25 protein-coding genes are annotated in these 21,920 nt (G+C 50.8%); 13 read left to right on the top strand and 12 right to left on the bottom strand.

Going from position 1 to position 21,920, the window contains the following annotated elements:
• Positions 1 to 188: 188 nt before the first annotated feature.
• A complete protein-coding gene (locus NVIE_RS03330) occupies positions 189 to 2,951 on the top strand; it encodes an AAA family ATPase (RefSeq protein WP_075054015.1) in 2,763 nt (920 codons plus the stop codon).
• Positions 2,952 to 4,265, top strand: coding sequence for a hypothetical protein (locus NVIE_RS03325; protein ID WP_075054014.1), 1,314 nt, complete (start codon positions 2,952 to 2,954; stop codon positions 4,263 to 4,265).
• Positions 4,266 to 4,612: 347 nt separating this feature from the next.
• On the opposite strand, the gene NVIE_RS03315 is transcribed toward NVIE_RS03325, so the two are convergent.
• Positions 4,613 to 5,002 carry a helix-turn-helix domain-containing protein gene (locus tag NVIE_RS03315; RefSeq protein WP_075054012.1) on the bottom strand — a complete coding sequence of 130 codons (390 nt, stop codon included), beginning with the start codon at positions 5,000 to 5,002 and terminating at the stop codon, positions 4,613 to 4,615.
• Positions 5,003 to 5,187: 185 nt separating this feature from the next.
• Here NVIE_RS03315 and NVIE_RS03310 point away from each other — a divergent pair, with 185 nt between their 5' ends.
• Positions 5,188 to 5,823 (top strand): hypothetical protein, encoded by a 636-nt coding sequence (locus NVIE_RS03310; protein WP_075054011.1) that lies wholly within the window; start codon positions 5,188 to 5,190, stop codon positions 5,821 to 5,823.
• Here the strand turns inward: NVIE_RS03310 and NVIE_RS15845 are convergent.
• From NVIE_RS15845 to NVIE_RS15210, 6 genes are all read right to left on the bottom strand, one after another.
• Positions 5,812 to 7,128: a hypothetical protein gene (locus tag NVIE_RS15845; RefSeq protein WP_227717459.1), complete on the bottom strand. Its 1,317-nt coding sequence runs from the start codon at positions 7,126 to 7,128 to the stop codon at positions 5,812 to 5,814. The genes NVIE_RS03310 and NVIE_RS15845 overlap by 12 nt on opposite strands.
• Positions 7,129 to 7,422: 294 nt before the next feature.
• A complete protein-coding gene (locus NVIE_RS03295) occupies positions 7,423 to 8,679 on the bottom strand; it encodes a putative sugar nucleotidyl transferase (RefSeq protein ID WP_075054010.1) in 1,257 nt (418 codons plus the stop codon).
• 3 nt (positions 8,680 to 8,682) lie between these two features.
• Positions 8,683 to 9,390: a nucleotidyltransferase family protein gene (locus NVIE_RS03290; protein WP_075054009.1), complete on the bottom strand. Its 708-nt coding sequence runs from the start codon at positions 9,388 to 9,390 to the stop codon at positions 8,683 to 8,685.
• 64 nt (positions 9,391 to 9,454) lie between these two features.
• Positions 9,455 to 10,795, bottom strand: coding sequence for a bifunctional hydroxymethylpyrimidine kinase/phosphomethylpyrimidine kinase (gene thiD / locus NVIE_RS03285; protein ID WP_075054008.1), 1,341 nt, complete (start codon positions 10,793 to 10,795; stop codon positions 9,455 to 9,457).
• Positions 10,796 to 10,975: 180 nt separating this feature from the next.
• Positions 10,976 to 11,146 (bottom strand): hypothetical protein, encoded by a 171-nt coding sequence (locus tag NVIE_RS15215; RefSeq protein ID WP_158435069.1) that lies wholly within the window; start codon positions 11,144 to 11,146, stop codon positions 10,976 to 10,978.
• A 420-nt stretch (positions 11,147 to 11,566) separates the two neighbouring features.
• Positions 11,567 to 11,716, bottom strand: a complete 150-nt coding sequence (locus NVIE_RS15210; protein WP_158435068.1) for a hypothetical protein — start codon at positions 11,714 to 11,716, stop codon at positions 11,567 to 11,569.
• 153 nt (positions 11,717 to 11,869) lie between these two features.
• On the opposite strand from NVIE_RS15210, the gene thiC reads away from it, so the two are divergent.
• The 4 genes from thiC (at position 11,870) to sucD (ending at position 16,713) form a co-directional block, all read left to right on the top strand.
• Positions 11,870 to 13,228, top strand: a complete 1,359-nt coding sequence (gene thiC / locus NVIE_RS03280) for a phosphomethylpyrimidine synthase ThiC (protein ID WP_075054007.1) — start codon at positions 11,870 to 11,872, stop codon at positions 13,226 to 13,228.
• Between the two features lie 31 nt (positions 13,229 to 13,259).
• Positions 13,260 to 14,549, top strand: coding sequence for a purine-cytosine permease family protein (locus tag NVIE_RS03275; RefSeq protein ID WP_075054006.1), 1,290 nt, complete (start codon positions 13,260 to 13,262; stop codon positions 14,547 to 14,549).
• A gap of 99 nt (positions 14,550 to 14,648) precedes the next feature.
• Positions 14,649 to 15,761, top strand: a complete 1,113-nt coding sequence (locus NVIE_RS03270) for a succinate--CoA ligase subunit beta (RefSeq protein ID WP_075054005.1) — start codon at positions 14,649 to 14,651, stop codon at positions 15,759 to 15,761.
• A 25-nt stretch (positions 15,762 to 15,786) separates the two neighbouring features.
• Complete coding sequence (sucD, locus tag NVIE_RS03265) at positions 15,787 to 16,713, top strand: succinate--CoA ligase subunit alpha (RefSeq protein WP_075055968.1); 927 nt, start codon at positions 15,787 to 15,789, stop codon at positions 16,711 to 16,713.
• 47 nt (positions 16,714 to 16,760) lie between these two features.
• Here sucD and NVIE_RS15205 read toward each other — a convergent pair whose 3' ends face one another.
• The 4 genes from NVIE_RS15205 to NVIE_RS03255 form a co-directional block, all read right to left on the bottom strand.
• A complete protein-coding gene (locus NVIE_RS15205) occupies positions 16,761 to 16,934 on the bottom strand; it encodes a hypothetical protein (protein ID WP_158435067.1) in 174 nt (57 codons plus the stop codon).
• A 36-nt stretch (positions 16,935 to 16,970) separates the two neighbouring features.
• Positions 16,971 to 17,096 carry a hypothetical protein gene (locus tag NVIE_RS16040; RefSeq protein WP_258914158.1) on the bottom strand — a complete coding sequence of 42 codons (126 nt, stop codon included), beginning with the start codon at positions 17,094 to 17,096 and terminating at the stop codon, positions 16,971 to 16,973.
• A 68-nt stretch (positions 17,097 to 17,164) separates the two neighbouring features.
• Positions 17,165 to 17,380 carry a hypothetical protein gene (locus NVIE_RS03260; RefSeq protein ID WP_075054004.1) on the bottom strand — a complete coding sequence of 72 codons (216 nt, stop codon included), beginning with the start codon at positions 17,378 to 17,380 and terminating at the stop codon, positions 17,165 to 17,167.
• 121 nt (positions 17,381 to 17,501) lie between these two features.
• On the bottom strand, positions 17,502 to 18,047 hold the full coding sequence (locus NVIE_RS03255) for a hypothetical protein (protein WP_144239459.1): 546 nt from the start codon (positions 18,045 to 18,047) through the stop codon (positions 17,502 to 17,504).
• Between the two features lie 330 nt (positions 18,048 to 18,377).
• Between NVIE_RS03255 and NVIE_RS03250 the strand changes: the two genes are divergently transcribed.
• From NVIE_RS03250 to NVIE_RS03235, 5 genes are all read left to right on the top strand, one after another.
• A complete protein-coding gene (locus NVIE_RS03250; RefSeq protein WP_075054002.1) occupies positions 18,378 to 18,581 on the top strand; it encodes a hypothetical protein in 204 nt (67 codons plus the stop codon).
• Positions 18,582 to 18,666: 85 nt separating this feature from the next.
• A complete protein-coding gene (locus NVIE_RS14735; protein WP_144239458.1) occupies positions 18,667 to 18,915 on the top strand; it encodes a hypothetical protein in 249 nt (82 codons plus the stop codon).
• Between the two features lie 2 nt (positions 18,916 to 18,917).
• The gene (locus NVIE_RS03245; RefSeq protein WP_227717458.1) at positions 18,918 to 19,766 is read left to right on the top strand and encodes a class I SAM-dependent methyltransferase; all 849 of its coding nucleotides are present in this window, start codon (positions 18,918 to 18,920) and stop codon (positions 19,764 to 19,766) included.
• A gap of 34 nt (positions 19,767 to 19,800) precedes the next feature.
• Positions 19,801 to 20,844 (top strand): sodium:calcium antiporter, encoded by a 1,044-nt coding sequence (locus tag NVIE_RS03240; RefSeq protein WP_144239457.1) that lies wholly within the window; start codon positions 19,801 to 19,803, stop codon positions 20,842 to 20,844.
• 31 nt (positions 20,845 to 20,875) lie between these two features.
• Positions 20,876 to 21,301 (top strand): universal stress protein, encoded by a 426-nt coding sequence (locus NVIE_RS03235; protein ID WP_075054000.1) that lies wholly within the window; start codon positions 20,876 to 20,878, stop codon positions 21,299 to 21,301.
• A gap of 6 nt (positions 21,302 to 21,307) precedes the next feature.
• Here NVIE_RS03235 and NVIE_RS03230 read toward each other — a convergent pair whose 3' ends face one another.
• Positions 21,308 to 21,508 (bottom strand): hypothetical protein, encoded by a 201-nt coding sequence (locus tag NVIE_RS03230; RefSeq protein WP_075053999.1) that lies wholly within the window; start codon positions 21,506 to 21,508, stop codon positions 21,308 to 21,310.
• Positions 21,509 to 21,586: 78 nt separating this feature from the next.
• Between NVIE_RS03230 and NVIE_RS03225 the strand changes: the two genes are divergently transcribed.
• Positions 21,587 to 21,907 (top strand): hypothetical protein, encoded by a 321-nt coding sequence (locus tag NVIE_RS03225; RefSeq protein WP_075053998.1) that lies wholly within the window; start codon positions 21,587 to 21,589, stop codon positions 21,905 to 21,907.
• Positions 21,908 to 21,920 lie beyond the last annotated feature (13 nt).

The following is a 21,920-nucleotide window of genomic DNA, read 5'->3' as shown; positions in this document are numbered from 1 at the left end:
GCAACAAACAGTACACAGGCTCAAACCCTACAGCATCCTCCTTCGCTGACTAAATTCAATTCAGGAATGGAATCGTGGAAAGCTCTTTCAGCCAAGCTATTCGTGAGCATTACATCTGGAAACACTGAAAAGACACTGAGATATATCATAATGCTAATAACATACCTTCTCCTTTCAGCACTGCTATAATGCCCTCAGCCGCGGAAATTCTTAGAGATTACCTCCAGAATAAATACAAGAATATCAAAATAATCGGTCCAGAAAGAAAATCATGGCTTAGGATAATACCCGATCCGCATCTACAATCCGAGTCAGTAGTATATGTCAATGATTCCATCATTCATCCAAACAATAGAGGATGGTATGACTTATCGCGGGATGATTACAATAAGCTAGTTTCAAGCCCTAGACACTATTACGCTATAATGCTAGAAAAGAATCCTGAGCACACATTCGTCATACCCGGCAGCGCATTGGAGGCATTTTTCAGTCAGGTGGAGCCTAATTTCAAGCAAGGTAAATTGCAATGGGATTTTAGTATCATTGAACGCAATGGTTCACATAATACTCTAGTAGTAAATCGTGCTCCCGGGAAGGAACATTCCTTGGTAAATTTTCTAAACAAATGGGACCAAATTAGTGACTTAAAAGAAAAGACGAACGAAACAAATCAGGGATTAGTTGATACTGAAGAATCTACTTGGATCAGTGATCTTATCGACACCTACATGAAACTAGGAGGAGCAGCTAAGTATTATCACCTAAGCGATATCTACAAGGTATTTGCAGAGATAAGAAGAAGCAAGAACGAAATCCTACCTAAGGATTATGAAAACATAATCAGATACTATTTGCAAGCTAATTCTCGTGGCTCTGGAAGAGATCTATTTCAGCCAAAAGAAATAGGTTCGGGTTATTGGATGTTAAAGGAAACGCCATCATTGGATTCTGATTCGTTGGTTACAAAAGAGATCCTACCATGCCTTCAGAGTATTCGTAATGATGATGAAAAGATCGAGAAAGCACGTGAGGCACTTAACAAATTCCTAAGTCGCTATCCCTATCATCAACACCCTGATCTCATTGATGAGCTACAAGTAAGTGATATTTATGAACGTGGTAGCAAAGACACTTTTTACTATTATTGGAGTGAAATAGCTGAAAATGTGGGAAAGACCGGAGCCGAGGCTAGCGTATGGGGAATCACTGAAGAAAATCTGAAATTATTCAAGGATCTGCTCAAAATAGCTGTAGATAGAAACAAATCGCTTTTAGAAAAAGTCAATGCGCCTTGGGAGAAAATTAGTGGTTTCGGTGGCGAAAAAGCAATTCCAAAGAAAATCATTTACCTTTACAATTCAGACAGATCTCTGGCCGTATTCAGTATGCAGGACATGGAGCTATTCTCGACTAAGCTTGGCAAGAAATACATTGAAAAAGCTAAAGACAAATATGGAAAGGATTATGGTGTCTTGTCAAACGGAGAAAAGTACGAATTACATACTGAGTTACTACTTGAGGCCAAGGATGAAATTAATAGTCAATTTAATCAGCGATGGGACAACACAACCTTTTGGAGGTTCTTATACCACTGTCTAAAATCAGAATCCTCCTCAGAGGAAAAAGATACTCCACATCTTGAAACTTTTGATGATAGCCCTCTATCCATTCCAACGTATGAGGAGATAGAAAACGGTTACGAAAAAATTCGCAGCTCGCTCCTGGTCCCCAAAGAAAAGGTCATTGAAATAGTGACAGCCCTTGCAAGTGGCAGACACGTGCTGCTTGCAGGCCCAATTGGAACAGGAAAGACTCGATTAGCCCAATTGATTCCTGAATTATTTTGGGAAAAGATTGGCGGATACTATGCAGAATACTATACTGCCACTGCAGATTGGAATACACAGGACGTAATAGGTGGAATATATCCAAAGATGGAAAACGGGAGGGTAGCATATGACATTCAGTATGGATGTGTAGCGGAGACTGTTGCAAGAAATTGGGAACGCGGAACAGATGGTGGTCTACGTATACCTAGCGTACATCTGGCAAGAAGGCCGCAGTATAGAGGAACATGGCTTGTAATCGATGAGTTCAACAGGGCAGATATCGATAAAGCATTCGGCCAGCTATTCACGGCGCTTAGGACAAGATTGCTCAAGATACCAACAAACGAGACAGATACATCCTATAAAGAACTACGAATTCCACAAGACTACAGAATAATTGGAACGCTAAATACTGCAGACAAGCATTTCCTATTCCAATTATCAGATGCACTAAAAAGCAGATTTGCTTACATCGAGATAGATATACCAAGGAAAGAAGACTATGAAAAAGAGGTCTACTATGCCATGAAAAATGCAATTTCCGAGTTGCGGTTAAAAGATTATGAAGACTTTATTCTGCTCGATGATATCGGCAAGAAGGTACTCCCCGGAAGATCAAATGCAGAATTCTACAATCGTATACTCCAAGCATACTATTTTCTGGATTTGGTTCGTGTTTTTAAGAAACTTGGAACAGCCGTTTTGCAGCTAATCTATCAGAACATGCTGGTAGCACTTAGGATTACAAAGGATGCAAAATTATCATTAGACAATGCATTGACTTCAACACTAATACCCCAGCTTGAAAACCTTTCTTCAGCATCGCTAGGCACGATTGAGGCTCTGTACAATGAAAATATCGTGCAATACTTCAAGGATGCTTACAAGAGTCCAAATCGTCAAAGCTATGGAGAACCATTTGAAAAAGTATTGGAGTATTTACAGATAAGCAATTACAAAACGCGGGCAGAAGAATTTTCGGCCGGAGTCATGAAAATTGAAAATGACAACATTTGGAGTCAGATCCAAACTGCCTTTGAAGATAAAAAGAAAAACTTCGAATTAGGGTTAGTCCAATTTAAACAAGGAATTACTGACCTAAGAAGATCCGCTGTGGTCTAAATGGAAGAAAATGAGCTTATAGAGAAAATAAAATGGCTCAATGATCCAAATGGAGGAAATATCTCAATGTCACTTCTGGCTGGCGTCGATGATGTTTTTATCAATCTCCCTCAAAACAAGGAGCTAAAGGATGCCTTCAAGCTTAGCAAGTATCGTGAGAATGGATGGAAATGGCACCAGTTGGTTCGGGTTGTTCTTGAACCACCTGAAACTAAGCAGTACATGTATGACAGATTACTCTCCCTTATTCTGAAACACAGGAGGTCTTATGAAGCCTATTTTGAAATTAAAAACGATGTTGGAGTTTTTAGAATCCCAAATCCCCTCGCAGATCTAAACAAGTTAGAAATCCTCTACATGCAATACTTTGCAATCTATAAGAAGATTGTTGACGAAATACACTTTGATTATCCGCGGATAGAATACTATGGGCCGGGCATTAGAGGTAAAATAGATTGGACAAAAACACTAACCAAGTCACCGATGGAATTTCCATTGGCATTTTCTGCATCAGTCCGGAAAAGGGAGTTTGATACACCCGAAAATATTCTTCTGGTGCTGTGTGCAGAATGGATGCGTAGGGAATCAATCAGGTTGCTTCATACGCAGTTTCTTGAACCGTTGACCGACTACAAAATACAATTATTGAAAGGAGTGGTTCAAAAAACCAGAGACATCCTTCAGCGTTTCCCACTCCCCTCTGTGCTAAATGCATCAAGGAAGTATTGGGATTTATCGCATAATGATACCAGAATAAAAAACTTGGAAGACGAGACAAGACGGCGGATAAATCAAAACCTCGTACGTAACCCGACTTATTCATTGTTGTTGAATTGGATAGAAGAATTTAGACAGCTGAACATGTCAAGCATATCTGAGAAGACCCCTTCAAGGCACATCATCGAACCTATTGAGAATTTGGATACTATTTACGAAATTTGGATATTCATGGAGTTTGTAGAGTTCTTGTTTGAAAAGGGACTTTTAGTTGATTTTCAGTTAGGAAATGACCCTCATTGTAAATTCGAATTTAATGGCCATATTGTAATCTTTTGGTATGAAAAAGAATTTGCTGCTGGAGGCCCTAATGCTTGGATTCAAAGACACAAGCCAGATTTTACTGCTATGATTGATAATGAGATCATAGCTATCTTCGATGCGAAGAACTATTCAAAATCGAGTTCCATTTCAGAGACTAGAGATAAGATGCTTGCCTACATGACGAATCTGGATGCAAACTTTGGTGCTCTGATATATCCCAATCATCCAAAGAATTGGATGATCTTAATAGGAGTGAGAGAATTGAAACTATGATCCGAGCTCTCTTTCGTCAAAATCCTGAGAAATCCGAGCATGATATAAGGAAGATGGCAAGGAGTCTAGCAGACCTCTCTTGGAACCAACTTCTTAAGGAATATCAAGATATTTCTCCACCCGTAAATATGGAAAAATATGAGTATCCGGGACCGGGTAAAAAAGCCAGATATCATCTGAACCAAACACTATGTTTGATTAGAATGCCTCCAACCAACGCTGAACAATCTATATCGATGAAGAAAAAATCTTTGAATTCGATCTTTGAAGAAATTGTTTCGAGGGTTCCGATCAAGATTGAATCGCACCCTCTGTGAATTGTTTCAGCGATTCCCCTTGTAACTCAATTAGCTATTTGCCAACCGAGCCGTTTCTATTTTCTTCCCAACAGAGGAGGTTTGCGCCTCTGATTGCATCATGGATGCTTCAATTCGCCTAGTTGCAGCTGCAAATACAAATTGTTCTAGATACTTGGCGATTTCTGAGTTCTGGTCAAATCTGTACATCTTTGCTCTTCCTACGTTTCTTGTGAACTTTATGATACCGGCGGATTCAAACTTTGGTAATTCCCGGGATACAGTTCGTAAAGATACTCCAGATGATTCTGCGGCATCTGTTTCAGAGTAGTCAAACTCTTTGTTTGTCACAAAGAAATCCAGAAGTCTAGCCGATGCATTTCCAGAAACAAGCCATTCCAGAACTCCTTTTGGGCTTCCAAATTCCTCGCTAACGTTCATAGTATATTGTGCCACAGAGTATGTATTATACATATCGTTTTTAGTAATCTTTATATCATTTATGGCGTATTATCACGCCATGCTTTGCGTGATAGGCAAGCAGAGGGGAAGCTTGTACGTTTAACAGTTATCATCTTGCCATACTCAGGAAATTATACTATTCTAACTGTATCGGGGAGCGACACATGTCCAAGGAAGACTCGATGAAAGGCACTGCCACGTCAGAAAAAGGAGAATCAACCAAAGCATATGATGACCTTAGAAAGTGGGGCTTTTTGAAAATCAAAAGGACGGGTTACGGTGAGCACGTATCCATCTTTCCAAACATGCTCAAAGATGTGCAAGCGCTACTGAATCCCAACCCGCAGGCAGTCGTCAAAGATAGACCGCCTTTAGAATACTCTATTGACCCGGAATTTGATGTCAACCCGTTTCTCACTGCCTATGCTGACAAGGTGATCAACGGAAAGAGAGGTAAATACACGTACCACAAGAGCCTAGCAGGCCCGGAAAGGATAAAGGCATACGTATCAGTAGAAGGCGAGAAAATCTACATTATCAACCTCGGCTCTTTTTACGAGAAGGATTCGCTGCTTGCAAAGGCAGTAACGAGGATTGACGAAAAGTTTGGCAGTAGGGCATTTGCAAAAGCAGAGATGTATGATCTGGGCAGAGATATAGTCGGAAACAAACAGCCGATCAAGGCTATTCTCGATGTCCTAGTTTCCTACAATTACCTCATTGACTTGAAAGAGGGGTATTACAAAAGGACAACAAAACAATTACCCAAATCAGGATTGGAAGACTTTTCAAGTGAGTAACGAACCATGTAGAGCTGATCCAAAAGTATTCAGGACAAGAGTATCAAACCTTACATGGATTGACTTTGCTATCTGCGCTTTAATGTGTTCAGGAATTCCGCCGTAGCACTTGTTCAACACTTCTGTGTTTTCCCACCCTCCCAAGCTTGCGACGTACGCAAGTGACCAATTTGTCGCTGCCAGATAGTACTGAGCCATAGTATGTCTCATGAGATGCAAGGGATGTCCATTAAAGTACAGCCCATCTCCTAGCGCGTATATCCGTGTCTTTTCGTTTAGCCAACTGCTTTTGTTCAGCCCCGAGAATATCTTCTTGAACCTAATCGCCATTTTTGACATAAAGTAAGAAGCTTGTAGCGCATTTGCCTTGTCGCTTTTTGCATCGTCAAAAAATAAGAATTTCCTTTCTTTTGGTAACCTATCACGTGCAGTCTCGACTACAATCCTGCACTCTTCTGTCGGGTACTTTACCCACCACTTACCCTCCTTTGTCAGGTACCAGTCTCCACGCTTTATCTTTGGCTCAAACTGTTCAACTCTGAACACCGGTAAGAATGCCACCCTATTCCAGCTCATAGACGCCATGGCAAAGGCTCTAGCTCCGGTATGGAGATCGATATTCATAAAACTCCAAGCTTCCCAGTCGCTTTCACCCTCCAGCAGTCTGTTTATCCTGTCTATCTGTTCCGGCGTGAGCATGATGTCCTTGTACTCCCCAAGCCTTTCCGGCGTGGTTGACAGTCCATAGCGCCTGCCTTCCCCGTGAGCAAAGTTGATGTTGTGAGCTGCAAGAAAGCTTCGATAAGCGTTGATGGTGTTTGTCTTTTGCATCTGTGGGTAAGCGACATTGAACCACGCAAGAAAGTTCCGCCAGTATTCTATCGCTATCTCTTTTCGCTTCATCGTGTCGAGGGGTACACCAAAGCTTACGAGAGTCTCCGGCATCACCTTCAGCTGGTCAGACATTCCGTGAACCACGTTTACAAGGTACTGGATCCTCCTTGGAAGGATTCCGCCTGACTTCAGGTACGTTATCCATTTCTGGATTGCAGGCAGCTGGTTGAACGGTTCATTTTCTAATTGCCTGTGTTCCTGTGCAAGCTGCTTTTGCAACGAGATAATGATGCTACCATTGGCATCCCGCCGTATTCCCCACTTGTCCTCTCTTTCCATCTCTGAGAGATAACGTGAGATGGTACTGTGATCCTTGCCTATGTCAACACCGATTTCTCTCGTTGTGTAATTGCCATTCTGGATGCTGATCGCTATTGCTTCCTTGATCTTCTCTCTGTCCTTTACCTTCAAGCCCTTGACCCTTAAGCGGCTCTTCCTTTGTACAAGCGTTTGAGCCACTATTCATCTACCTCTTCCTTTATAGTAGCACCTAGAACTGACAGACAGTGACGTAGTAGGGGGATAGATATACCAAATAACAGATAATAAAGTCGGAAAATTTGTTAGTGTTACTTGATGAATGCCCAAGCAGAAGTTTAGTGTCTGCATATTTTCAGGGCTAGCTTGAGTTTTCGCGCCTGTGCAACGGATTATGCAACGTTTTTGTTGCATTGGACGCTCGAAGGGAGCGATTTTCTCACATAATTAAACAACAAACTTGGCCCTGCGCACGCCTGCCTTCTTCCTCTCCTGCGCGGTCGAAAGGAACACGTCCTTTACCATCTGCTCGTACGCCTTGCTCATCTGCTGGCCGCGCCTTGGCATCACCTTTCTCTGGGTCTCTATCGCAGACGCAAGCTCTAGCTCGACGTTTTTTGCGCCGATGCCCTTCCCGTATATCGTAAACGACGGGACGTCGCCTGCGACGAGGCCGTGGAGGTGCGACGAGACCCCGATCCTGCGGCCGCTGTAGACGAGCGTGCCTATGGAAGTCTTGCTCATGTCTGCAAAGAAAGAGCCCAGCTTGTCAAGGCCCGTATCATGACCTTCAATCCGTATGTTGCCGTACGTCATCTTCAGGTCGGACGTGGTGGTCATGGCACCGAGGTTGACCCACTCGCCGACGTACGAGTGGCCCAAAAACCCGTCATGGGCCTTGTTCGTGTAATCGGAAACTATGGAATGCTCTATCTCGCCGGCGACGCGGCAGTTCCTTCCGACATAGCTTTTCTCTATTATAGAGAACTGCTTTACCTGCGTCTGGGAGCCGATGTAAGCCGGGCCTACTATCCTGCTCTGGGAAATGTACGCGCCCGGGCCGATGTAGATGCCGCCGTTCCTTGCGTCAAGCACCGTGCCGTCCTCTATTGCTGCGCCTTCTGCCACCACCGCGTTTTCTCCAAGTACCTTTGCGCCCTGCATTATTTCGCTTGACTGCTGCTGCTCTGCTGCTATTGTTTGCATGGCAAGCGCGTTTTCAAGCACCCTTATCAGGTCCCACGGCTCTGACAGCAGCCCTTCAGCGCCCTGCATGTCCGTGGATTTTTCCACTGCAAGCGCCTTGATGCTGGCAGGCTTGCCGGCCTCGACGCATTTTTGCAGGTATTCTGCAGACTTTTTTGAAAGGCGGGCCACCAGCAGCCGGTTTCCAGATGTTATCGCAAAAGTGTGGTTCACGTTTGAAAGGCGCGGCAGGTCAAGGGTCGCCGGGTGCAAGAGCCCGTTCACAAATATGGCGTCTGAATCAAGCGCGCCCGGATTTATCTTGCAGCCGTCATGCCGCTCTGCTGTCACCTTTTCAAGGTGCCTGCGCACGAGCAGCGCGTCTGGCGCGTTGCCGGCGTACGAGCACTCTTCAAAGAACGTCCTTGCGCCCACCTTGAGGTCAAAGGTCGCCCTCGTCAGCGTAAGCGGGGCAAAGTTGCGCCAGTGGTGGTCCTCAAAGAGCGCAATCGACGGCATATCTTATATCTTGCCCAGCCTGCTTGCAAACTGCTTGTAGGCGTCAAGGTACGATTTCTTGTCGCCGATGTCTATGAACCCGGTGCCGTCCACCTCGAACGCCTTGACCTTCTTTTTCTGCGCAAGGGCGTTTCTCACGGCGTCGTCCATGCCAAACGCGCCAGCCTTGGGTATCGCCTTTAGGAATCCGGGTTCCATGACGTAGCAGCCGATGTTGATGAGCCCGCTTATCTCGGGCTTTTCGCGCCAGCCGGTTATGTCGCTTCCGTCAACATCGATAAAGCCGTATTTCAGTTTCGTAGAGTAGTGCATCAGCGCCATCGAAACGAACGCCTTGCTCTCGCTGTGCATCTTCAGCATCTTGCGCAGGTTAAACTCGTAGACCGAGTCGCCATAGACGCAGACAAAGGTGTCGTCGGCAAGCATCTTTTCCGCGGTCTTTAACTGCCCCGCGGTCGCAAGCGGTCGCTCTGCGCGGGCGTAGTCTATCTTGACGTTGAACCTGCTCCCGTCCTCGAAATAGTCCTCGATTGTCCTGTGGAGGTAGCTGACGCAAATCACGATCTCTTTGATGCCGCCGGCGTTTCTCAGCCACTCTATCGTGTATTCGAGGAGCGGCTTGTTGCCGAGCGGGAGCATCGGCTTGGGTATAAAGAAGGTATACGGCTGGAGCCTCGTCCCGAGGCCGCCTGCGAGTATGACTGCTTTCATCGCCGGCGTTTCTGTCGCATTTCCTACTATATAAGGTAAGACCGCATTTCCTATAGAAGAACCCTCAGCAAATCTTCAATACCTGCTCGATCTTGTATACCACTTCTGCGGGGTTCCTGCCAAAGACGGTTATCATGGGCTCCTTGCCGACATCGCCTTCGTGGTATATCACCTCCGCCTCAGGGTTTTTGGAAAGCGCGGCTTTTGTGCCCCACGATATGGTGGAGCCTTCTTTTCTCTTGACGTCTTGCGGCTCCTTGCTCCTGTCGTAGCTTGACACCTCGAACAGCGACCTGAATGCGGCAAGGATCGCCGGGTCAAGCCTGATGTTGGCCACTGCCCTTGTCGACGGCCTGATGCTCATGTACGCCAGGACGGCAGACGCCATGTGCCTGGAGGCGCCAAACTCTACCCTTGACACCTGCACAGCGGCGTTGCCTGCCCTCGCTATCCTCCCGCGGACTGCCGCGACCTCGGAATGGCTGGAAGCGTCGGGAAGCGCGTACGCGAAATTCGTCTGCGTTTCTGGTACCAGGCGGTAAAAACCCTCAAGCGAAACAAGCCTGTCGACTGCCGCCTGCAGCTCTGCAAGCACCCTATGCCGCATCGCGTCTTTGTAGATTGCAGAAAGCGGGTTTGTGACCGGCAGGCCCTTTCCCACCGTGACCGCGTTTTTGATGGCGTCGTGCACGTACTCGTTTGCCAGCCTGCACGCTTCTTCAAGCGCCAAGCCACGCGCAAGGTATGCGGTGGCTGCAGCGGAAAAGTTGCAGCCCGAGCCGTGGCTCTCCTTGATGTCGACGACGCGCGGGTTTGTTATCTCTGTCACCTTGCTGCTGTTGTCAAGCAATAGTATGTCCGTCACCGTCTTTTTCCCGAAATGGCCGCCCTTGACAATGACGTTTTTTGCTCCAAGCGCCCTCAGCTTTTTTGCAGCCTCGACGCCGTCGCCTTCGCTCCTTATCCTTACGCCGGACAGCTTTTCGGCCTCCATCCTGTTTGGCGTGACAAGGGTCGCAAGAGGGATTAACCTTGAAACAAACAGGTCGAGCGCGTCGTCTCTCAGCAGTTTTGCGCCTGTCCCTGCGGCAAGTATCGGGTCAAGCACGATGGGCGCCCTTGCGTGCTTTAGCGATTTTGTAATGGCACCTATTATCTCCCGGCTGTAGACCATGCCTACCTTGATTGCGGCAGGCGGCAGGTCTGTCATGATTGACGTTACCTGCGCCTCGACGATTCCTGCCGGGACTTCGTGTATCTCTGCTACTTTTTTTGTGTTCTGCGCGGTCAGCGCGGTTATCGCCGTGCAGCCATAGACGCCAAGTGCCGAGAACGTCTTTAGGTCGGCCTGTATGCCGGCGCCTGCGCCAGAGTCGCTCCCTGCGATGGAAAGCGCTACCTTCATCAATTCATGCCAAAATAACAGGGAAGACTTATTCAGTCTATCTATCGGCCAGTCCGGATTCTTGCTACTGAAATGGCGGAAAATTTGCAATTAGCAACGAAACGCTGGATTGGGCAGAAGAGTGACACGACCGGGGGATCGTCGAAATAAACGATATCCAGTTTTTCCCGGCCGGGAAGGTCATGGTTCGTTTGCGTGCCTGTAGATCCCGAGTTCCTTGAGGATGGCGATGACAAGCGGGATTTCTAAATCAAGTTGCATCGCAATAAATTCCTCAGGAATCCCTGAAACATACAGATTTCTCACCACTTCTTTCTTTTCTGGAGGGATGCTCTTTAGGTCCGTAGCCATTCCCTGATTATCAATATGCTCCTACGCGCTATTAAGCGCACTACTACTCTACCCAAGCTGTCCAAAAGCGGCGCCTGTTTTGAATCTAATGATCTACTTGTGCAAAACTACTTGCCTACTTAAATAGCGGACGATTGCCTAAGCCATACGCATGTTCCCGCGGATTGCACGAAAAACCGCAAGCCTTGTGACAGAACATCCACGGATGACAACAATGGCAATTTCGGTGTGCGTGACGCTTGCATTGGGGGCAATCGCCGGAAGCCTTGACGGCGGCCAGGCGTGGGCGTCTTTGCCGCCGAATAAATGTCCTGTATTGCCCCGATGCGTAAATTTCTGACCAGAGCATAGAAAAACTGTCGCCGGCCGACCGTTCCGCTAGAGGCAACTGGCATCAAAACTTGTTCGGCATATTTTATCTCACAGCACGTAATTGCACAGGCAGACGCGCTTGCCGCAGCAGGCGCACTTTGCCCCTGGCGGCGCAAACCTGCATTTCTTGCTGTGGGTCTCGCAAAACACCGTCCGCTCTTGCTGCTGCTCCTCTACTGTTGTTGCTGTCGCCTGCATGTATGTGCCGTATTTTCAGGGATTTCTGTTAATCCACGTAGCAAGCTAGTTTAGAGCAGCAAGCTAAATTTTGTTTAGACAAACTCGGCCTTCCCAAAAGTAGAACATTCTTTATATCCTGTCACTGTGTGTATTTTTTCTGATTCTAACAATATGCCTACACAGATGAACAGTGCCCGGCGCGGCGTTCCGACCGAGGAGATGAAGCAGGTGGCGCAGGACGAGGGCGTCAGTCTTGATTTCATAGTCAGAGGCGTTGCAAGCGGCTCGATAATCATACCAAAGAACAACGCAAGGCCGCAAAAGATCAAGGTGGCCGGGATAGGCCGCGGCCTAAAGACAAAGGTGAACGTCAACATCGGCACCTCCACGCTGCACCAGGACCTTGACGAAGAGGTGTCCAAGGCCAAGGTCGCAGTCAAGCACGGCGCAGACACAATAATGGACCTCTCTGACGGGGGCGACCTGAACCTGATAAGAAAGACGCTCCTTGAAGCCGCGCCAATAACCTTTGGCACCGTCCCCGTGTACCAGGCGTACTGGCATGGAGTGGAGAAATTCAAGAACCCGCTCAACATAACCGAGGACGACTTTCTTGACGCCTTTGAAAAGAACGCCCGGGACGGCGTGGACTATACCACCATCCACTCTGGCATCACAAACGAGCTTGCCAAGCGCGTCATTGAAGTGCAGAGGCACGGAGGCATCGTCTCAAAGGGCGGAACGATAACCGCCGCGTGGATGCTGAAGTACGAAAAGGAAAACCCCTACTTCCAGCACTTTGACTACCTCTGCGAGATAGCGAGAAAGTACGATGTCACGTTCAGCCTCGGCGACGCGCTCCGGCCCGGCTCGATACTTGACGCGCACGACGAACTCCAGGTGGCAGAGATGATAAACGTGGCAAGGCTTGCCAAGAGGGCGCACGCCAAGGACGTGCAGGTCATGATCGAAGGCCCCGGCCACGTGCCCCTGAACGAGGTGGCCGCAAACGTCAGGCTTGCCAAGTCGCTCATAGGCGACATCCCGTACTACGTCCTGGGTCCGCTCGTGACTGATATTGCTGCCGGCTATGACCACATCGCAAGCGCGATAGGCGCCGCTGTTTCCGCGGCGGAAGGGGTCGACCTTTTGTGCTACCTTACGCCAGCAGAGCACCTCGGCCTGCCCACGGCAGAGGAGGTAAAAGAGGGCCTGATAGCCTACAGGATAGCTGCGCACGCCGGCGACCTTGTCAAGATAAGGGAGCGGGCTATAAAATGGGACGCCGCAATAACGGAGGCAAGGCGCACGCTCAACTGGGAAAAGCAGATCGCGCTTTCGATAAACCCGGAGGAGGCAGAGCGCATACACTATCGCGGAGGGCAGCATGAAGGCAACAACGTACCGTGCACGATGTGCGGCTCGGCGTGCGTGTACATAATGCTCCCGCAGCAGAGAAAGCCCCGGGCAGATGAAGAAGAATCGGCTCCTGCTGCTGCTGCCGCAAGCACGCCAAGCAGCATGCAATAGCATTTAATTCCGGCCGCACGCACCCATTTACATGGCGATAATCAGGGCGCCGGAGTGGGGCATAACCCCTGTGCCAGAAAAAGGCCGCAAGCTAGGCGGCCCTGACTATTTCATCCTCTGGTCCAGCCTTGGGGTCGGCCTGCTCGTGCTTTCCGCCGGCTCGTTCCTGTCAGAGGCAAGCTTTCTTGACGCGACGCTTGCCATAGTCGTCGGCTCTGCCGGCGGGTCTATGCTGCTTGCGCTTGCCGGCAAGATCGGAAGCGACCACGGAGTGACGTCGCTTGTGAGCATGCGCCCTGCCTTTGGCATACGAGGCTCGTACCTGCCGGCTGTCCTCAACGTGATGCAGCTTGTGGGCTGGACCACGTTTGAGATAATGATAATGGCGCGCGCAGCAGCGCTCCTTTCCGGCAACACAATCCCGTACCCTGTGCTTGCCGCCATATTCGGGACGGTGGTTGCGCTGCTTGGAATCGCCGGCCCGCTTGCCGTGGCGCGGCAGTGGCTTGGCAAGTTTGCCGTGTGGATAGCCTACGGCACGTCTGCCATAATCATAGCAACCCTTTTGATGTCGCCTGGCGCGCAGGACATCATCACGTCGCCGGGCAAGGGCATGTCTTTTTTCACCGCGCTTGACCTCGTGATAGCGATGCCCATATCGTGGATGCCCCTTGTCGCAGACTACAACCGGTTTGCGAAAAAGAGCAGGACCGCGTTCTGGGCCACGCTTGCCGGCTTTGCGCTCACAAACATGATGTTCTACTTTGGGGGCGTGCTCCTTGGCACGTTTGACGTGCTTGCGATAATAGTGGCCATGCAGGCGATATTCTTTGGGTTTTTGATGCTCTTGCTGCTCGTCGACGAGGCAGACAACGCGTTTGCCGACCTGTACTCTGCCGCCGTGTCGGTGCAGAACATCTTTCCGCACCTGTCGCAAAAGCACCTGATAATCGGGTTTGCCGCGTTCTCTACCATACTTGCAATGGTCGTCACGATACAGGACTATGAAACGTTCCTGCTCCTGATAGGCGCAATATTCGTGCCGCTCTTTGGCGTGGTGCTGACCGACTATTATCTTGTCAAACGCCAGAAATACACCGAGGGCATGATGTTTGGCAACAAAAAAGGTGTCGCCTGGCCCGCAATAGCTGCGTGGGCGCTTGGCGCGCTGCTCAACTTTGTCATGTCGCCCCTTTCGCCCCTGTACGTGCCGTCGATGCCTGCAATAGGCGCCACCATCCCAAGCCTTGCAGCCGCCTCGCTTGCCTACCTTGCGATAAGCAGGATTGTGCAAAGACCCGGGGCAAAGCTGGCAAAATAGATCTTCACAACAATGCAGACAGTTGCCTTTGGTGTTTATTCTGCAACATCAAGTGCAAAGTAGAATTATAAATAACGGAAATCGCTGACCTCATTATCTATGCGGTTACTGGAATATCAGGGCAAGGAGCTGTTTGATCAATACGGGATAAGGATACCCCGTTCGCACTTGGCAAACAGCTTGAGCGAGGCCAAGGAGGGGGCAAAGAAACTCGGCTATCCGTTTGTGCTAAAGTCGCAACTTACGGTGGGGGGCAGGGGCAAGGCCGGCGCCATCCTCAAGTGCAGGACGGAGGCCGAGCTGGAGCCGAAATTCTCAGAGCTTGTGCACAAGGAGGTCAAGGGCGAGCTTCCACGCGGGATACTTCTTGAAGAGATGGCCGACATCAAGAAAGAACTGTATCTATCACTGTTCCTGAACAGGAGCAAGCGCTGCTACTCGCTCATCGCATCCGCAGAGGGCGGGGTCGAGATCGAAAGCACCGGCAACAAGGTCGTAGTCGACGTCCCGATAGAGGGCATCAGCCCGCAGGTGGCAGAGGACACGGCCGGCAGGCTGGGACTGGCAGGCAACGCCGCAGTCGCGTTTGTCGACCTTGCAACGAAACTGTCAAAGATGGCCGGCGAAAAAGAGGCCGAGCTTGCCGAGATAAACCCGGTCGCAATACTTGGCGACGGCTCGATGCTTGCGCTCGACGCCAAGGTGATAATCGACGACAACGCCATGTTCCGCCACCCTGAATTAAAGAAGTACGAGCATGTCTCCGAGCTTGAAAAGCAGGCGGAGGAGAATGGCTTTTCGCTCGTGGAACTTGACGGCAACGTCGCAATCATTGGAAACGGCGCGGGCCTGGTCATGTCGACCCTGGACCTTGTCTCTGACGCGGGCGGAAAGGCAGGCACCTTCCTTGACTTTGGAGGCCGCGCCACCACCGAGACGATCTACGAGGCGCTCACGGTCATCAGCAAGATAAAGCGAGTGCAGGCGATCCTTGTCAACCTCTTTGGAGGTATTGTCAGGACCGACCTTGTGGCGCAGGCAATACTCGACGCGTACAAGAACAACATCATCGCCGTGCCGGTGTTTGCAAGGATCTCCGGGGCCGAGTCGGAAAAGGCAAGGCAGATGCTCAACGGGAGCAAGGCAAAACTCTATCCGACGGTCGAAGAAGCCATACAGGCCGCAGTAGCGGCGGTGGGCAAGGGAAACTAGTAGGTGATCATGGTTAATGACAGTCATGGAAGAAAATAAGAAGAAATTCAACATCTTTGACATACTCGTCGGCGAAAAGGGCGACAGCGACTATGGCAAAAAGCCGGTCGTGATCCAAGGGATTACTGGAAGCTACGGCTCAACGCACACGCGCCTCATGAAGGCGTACGGCACCAACGTGGCGGCAGGCGTCACTCCGGGCAAGGGCGGCCAGACGTTTGAGGGCATACCCATCTACAGCAACATGGCCGACGCGGTCAAGGCAACGGGCGCCAAGATCTCCGGCATCTTCGTCCCGGCGCAGTTCTTCCTTGGAGCCGCCATTGAGGCGCTTGACGCAGGCGTGAAGCTGCTCGTCGCAATACCCGAACACGTCCCGGTGCGCGACTCGATAAAGGTTCTCGAATACGCCCGGAGCAAGGGCGCAAGGATGGTGGGCCCGAACACCCCCGGCGTCATCGTGCCGGAGGTGATGAAGGTGGGCATCATGCCTGCGCAGCCGTTCAAGGCGGGCAACACCGTCGTGTTTTCAAGGAGCGGCACGCTGATGTACGAGTGCTCCTTCAACCTGACAAACAGGGGCTTTGGGCAGAGGCTTGCGCTTGGCATCGGGGGCGATCCAATCAACGGCACCAACCTGATAGAGGCGTTTGATCTGATACGCGACAGGCAGGACGTTGACTCTGTGGTGGTGGTCGGCGAGATAGGCGGGGACGCAGAGGAGCAGCTTGCCGAGTATATTATCAAGACGTCATTTTCCAAGCCGGTCGTGGCATACATTGCAGGAAGGGCCGCGCCGAAGGAAAAGAGGATGGGCCACGCAGGCGCAATCGTCTACGGGAATTATGGCTCTGCCGACTCCAAGGTGTCAAACTACGCCAAGGCAGGCGTGCCTGTGGCAAAGCGCCCCGGAGAAGTGCCGGAACTGCTTGCGCAAAAAATGCGCAAGTAAGATCTCTTTCTTTTCTTACTTTTTTCTTGAAAATTAAAAATTGACTACTATTGGTTGATTATTCTGTCGGCATACCTTTCGCGGAGATACAGGAGCCCCTTTACTAGGTCTCTTGCCTGCTCGGGCGTGATATTGGATTCCTGAAGGAACTTTTCGTCGACGCCAAGCGACAGAAGCTTGACAATGTCCCAGTGCATCTGCAGTAGCTCGGCTTCACGCACGCAATGCATTCGTCAATGGTAGTATAAAAAGGTACTTCATTCGCAGCTTGGGCAGGCAAAAGAGCTCTTGCCGGCGGCTGCTGTCGTGGCCGTGAATTCTCCGTACGGAAGGCCTATTGAGCCGGGGTCGGGATTTCCAGAGTTATCAAGCCACGCTGTCATTATTTTTTTCAAACCTTCTGATAACAAGACTCTCTCTCTTTGGCGCTTGTGTGTGTATGAAAAACCTGTCAGAACAGGTCCTTGACGTGGTCTCTCTGCAACACTGCGACGATGCCTACCAGGGCCAGGCCCACGATAAAACTTCCCATAGACGAGAAGTACATCTCCGACCAATCCCAGATCGACCGCCACATAAAGACGACTGCAAACAGCCCGACTATGTAGGCCCATGCGGCTCTTCTCTTGCGTTTTCTCTCTTCCTTTGAATTGCTGGATTCGACCAAAGCAGTTTTTACCGTGTCGTCTTCGAATAACTTTGGTTTTAGGATTTATTCTGGTATTACCTGCAACTCGTACATAACCTGTACAGTTAGCGCAGTGTTGTAATTATCTTACCTGTTTTCTCTATTGTTGCTTCTTCTCTTCAAGCCACGAGGTATAGGCCTGCGAGTCGATGCAAAAGACGAGCGCGCACTGGGCAAGAAAGCCCATGTTGTTCTGTAGCATCCGCACCCACATGGACGAGACGAGCGGCCTGCCGTCGGGGTTGCTTATGCGGAGCACTTTTTTGATGTCGCGGCTTGTCGTCGGTATTATCTCGTTGTAGACAAACTTGCCCTCCCTGTCTCCTATCTTGACTGGCAGGCCGAACTGGAGCGCAAGGGCCTGCAAGAGCGGGAAGGGGAGCGTGGTTTTCGCCTCATCGACCAGACCTTTTTTCAGCCGGAAGGCAAGGTCGACCATGAGGTCCTGGCCCTGCACGTGCGTGCTGACGACGAGGTAGTCTTCAGAGCCGGGGATCTTTTTGCTGTACAGGATCAGGGTCAGCCCCTGCGACGCGAGGCGCTGCTCCTTGTCCGGGTGCAAAATGGCGTCGCGTACAAGGTCGCGGGTTATTCCAAACCTGTTCTCGCATTCCTTCTGGAAAAGCTCCGTGTATACCGTCGCCATCTTATTCTTCTTTTCCTTGTTTTTTCCAAATGCCCATATTAAAATTTCAATATAGAGCTGCCGCGAAATTCCGATTTGCCGCATGATCTATGGACGGGGTACAAGACCTGCGCAGCAATTGTTCATGACATCGCCGGCTTGTTTCTGGTCATGGGACACCCACCCCACCCGTATGCTATATGAAAGATATCAGTAAAAATCTGGATAGCTCGGCAACGATTCGTAATGGCGATAAACGGCAAATCTCTCGCGGAAATTCTCACATACTAACCTCGTCTTGGATTGTTCGTGGGCTGCTTTCTAAAATAATGCGCATCCGCATATTGTGTGATGAGTTTTATCGAGGATGCCAAGAAAGAGACAGAGAAAAAGATCAAAGAGGGTGCGGACAAGGCCGCGGAGGCGGTCAACAAGGGAATGGACAAGGCCGCTGACATGGGAAAAGAGGCGACAGAAAAGGCTGCAGAAACGGGACAAAAGGCCGGCGACGCCGCCAAGGCCGGTATCAACAAGGCCAAGGAAGAGGTAAAGTAGCAACAACCCATCACTCTCTCTTTCTTTCTCTTTCCTTTTTATTTCGTTTCCAGGTCTCTATTTTTTGGCATAAAATCTTGTATATGTGCCGTTAGCACGCACACGCACGCACCTACATGCGTATGTATTAAAATTACAGCAGGGCGCAACTGTGTGCGTGCAGCAGGAAGAGCGTCGCTTTTGCGACCGGTGCATGAACCGCACGGCACACGAGGTCATCGAGGAGCCGGACGCGATATACACCTACAAGCGCCGGCGGCTCTACAGGTGCAGAGAATGCGGCCACAGGAGCTTCAAGCGCGGCCTGCGGCCCAGCGCGGAGTCTGTGTACTGATCATGATGGCAAACAACGACGCGCTTGCAGAAGGCATAGTGAGGCTCAAGGCCGATTTTGCCAGGAACTTCAAGGGCACAAGCCCCATGCACGAGGCGATACCGCTTGAGACCTCGGGATTCTTGCCTATTGAGCAAGGCGCGCTTGCCGCCCTTCATGATTTTGCACGAAACAACCCGATATACTACAAGTGGCACGACTCGCAATTCCTCGGCGTCCCGTGCAGGGTGTACGAGGGCGACATCAACGAGTACTGGCTTGGAAGCATCAAGCACGACTCGGGCTACCAGCCGTTCTACCCGACGTGGATACTGTCGGCGTACGCGCTTGCCCTTGCCTCAAGGAGGCTTGGCTTTGGGCAGGTGGTGGACATTGGCTCCGGCGACGGCAGGATCGCCTACTGTGCCAAGATTGCCGGGCTTGGGGCTCACGGGATAGAGATAGATGAAAACCTCGTGATGCTGCAGGAGCAGATCGCCTCCGCGACTGGCGTGGAATTCTGCGCAAGGGGCGCCGACGCGACGAAATTTGACTACCATTCGCTCGGCCTCGTCCGGCCGGTGTTCTTTATCTCCGGCCTCCCAGAGATGGGCGAGATGCTTGCAAACAGCGCGATTGCAAGGATACTTGCCGTGCCGGAGCTCAAACAGGCGGCGGGATTTGCGTTCATGGGAAGCCACTCGCTTCGCAAGTACGCAAGGGACCTTTCAAAATGGGGGTGGGGCAAGGTGATAGGCGACTATGGGCTGGAAGTAGCCGAGGTCGTGACCCTTCCGACGCACTGGACCGCCGAGCAGGCGCACGACACGCCGTACGTCTTTACCTTTGCAACGGCGAAAACCGCTCTGTAATTTATATTGCGTCTTTCATTAGGAAAACTGTTCGTTGGCCGAAGAGAATAACCTTCTCATGATGCTGCTGTGGCTGGGCGAGCTCACGCTTGCCAGCTGGGTCCTGTCGTACGGCGCAGAGCACCTCTCCATGAGGTACGGGGCCAAGTTTGTCGGGCGCACCCTCTTGAGCGTCGCAACCACTCTCCCCGAGATAGCCATCGTGGTCTATGCGGCCGCGGCCGGCTCGTACGGCACGGCAATCGGCGCCGGCCTTGGCAGCAACCTGCTCATGATGACGCTTGGCCTTGCAATCATGCTAATCGTCGCAACCACGCGCCTGTCAAAGGCGCCGCTCAAGGGCATAGACGTGTCGACGTTCAAGCTGGACAAGATATTCCTGCTTGCGACTGCGGTGGTGAGCGCGGCGCTCTTTCTCGACGGCTATGACTATATCGACGGATTCATCTTTGCCGGCATGTTTGCCGCATACCTCGTGATGGCGCTCTGGGAGATGAAGGCCGAGAAAAGGAAGGTCAAGAACGGGAACGCGTCTGCAGGGGGCCACGAGGTGGTCGCGGTAGAGACGCACGCCGTGAGCGGCAGGCAGATGACAAAGGCCGCCCTTGCGTTTGCCGCCGGCACCGCAGGCATATTCGTCGGCGCAGAGCCGTTCATAGACTCGCTCCAGGGGTTCTCCCTCGACAGCGGGGTGTCAGTCATCGTGCTTGCAGTCATCATCAGCCCCATAGCAGGCGAGATGCCCGAAAAGATTTCAATGATACTGCTTGCAAGAAAGGGCGCGGCAGGCGCTTCGATAGCCGTCGCAAACGTGCTTGGGTCAAAGATACTGAACAACACGCTCCTGCTTGCAGTGGCGGTGTTTGGAGCCATGTACCACGGCGGGTTCTTTGCCCACATCGACGCAAATCCGCTCCTGGAATACCAGATGATTCTTGTAACAGTGATGACCCTCGCGGCTGTCGCCATGATGTTCAAAAAAGAGATCGGCCTAAAGATCGGCATCATACTTGCAGTCCTGTACGTCGTCAGCCTCGTCATCCAGTTCATGCTCCCGCAGGACCTGACCCTCCACTAGAGTAAAATAGCGCGCCGCCAAATGAAAAATAGTGCCTTCAAAGATCCTGGTGCCGGTTGACGGCTCGACATATTCAAAAAAAGCCCTCGAGCAGGCCGTGTCTATTGCCAAGGGGACCGGTGCGAGCGTGACTGCCTTCCACGTCATTGAAAAACCGCCGACCGTGTACGTAGAATCCCAGAAGGTGCTCAACGACGCGATGGCAAAATACCGGAGCGAGTCTGCAAGGATGCTTGACGAATGCAAGGCCATCGCAGAAGGGCTCGGGTTCAAGATCGGCACTGCGATCATGGAAGGCGACCCTGCCGCAGGCATCGTAGCATTTTGCGAAAAAGGCGGCTTTGACCTGATAGCGATGGGCAGCAGGGGGCACAGCAAGCTGAAGGAGATGGTGCTTGGTAGCACGTCGCACAAAGTCCTGCACCGGGCCAGGTGCTCGGTCCTTATTGTAAAATAATCATCATTATTGTATGCTTGCGGCCCACTGCACGACAACGGAACTGTCGTGGCCGTATTTTCCAGACGCCCTCATCTCCTTCAGGTCGCCTTCCAGCTTTTGCTTTTTCAGCGCGTGATCCCTGCTTGCAGAGTGCTCCTTTGCCCCTGCCGTGTCGACCGTCACGTCACAGATGTTGCACCGTAGCTTTTCTGCTGCCTGCGCCACGCGTGCTAGAGCACGCCTGCGGTATAAAAATGCGTGTGCGGCAAAAGCCATTTATGAGATTGCCGCGTACATGCTGGCATGGAAATCGAGCCTGCCGCCAGAGCAATACTGTCAAACCTGACGCGGGGCTCTGAAGGCGCGTCGCTTGGCCAGATAAGGATGTGGCTCATCCCGCAAAAGGCCGAGCACGAGTACGACTACAACATCAACAAGGGATACTTTGAGATGCTCCTGCATGCGGCGCTCAAGGACCTGATGTCCAAGGGCTACGTCAGGTCAAGCCTGCCCGACGGGATCGATGACGGCGACGCGCAGGTGTTTTCGCTGACCGACAAGGGCACAAGGCACGTCGAGGAGCTTGCAAGGCAGGCCGAGCAGGCGGCAGCCCTTGAATACTGAGACACGATAAAAA

Origin of the sequence: Nitrososphaera viennensis EN76, assembly GCF_000698785.1 — an archaeon.
GTDB classification, from domain to species: Archaea; Thermoproteota; Nitrososphaeria; order Nitrososphaerales; family Nitrososphaeraceae; genus Nitrososphaera; species Nitrososphaera viennensis.
The sequence above is the reverse complement of the archived record's forward strand: the minus strand, read 5'-3'. Positions and strand labels throughout refer to the sequence as shown.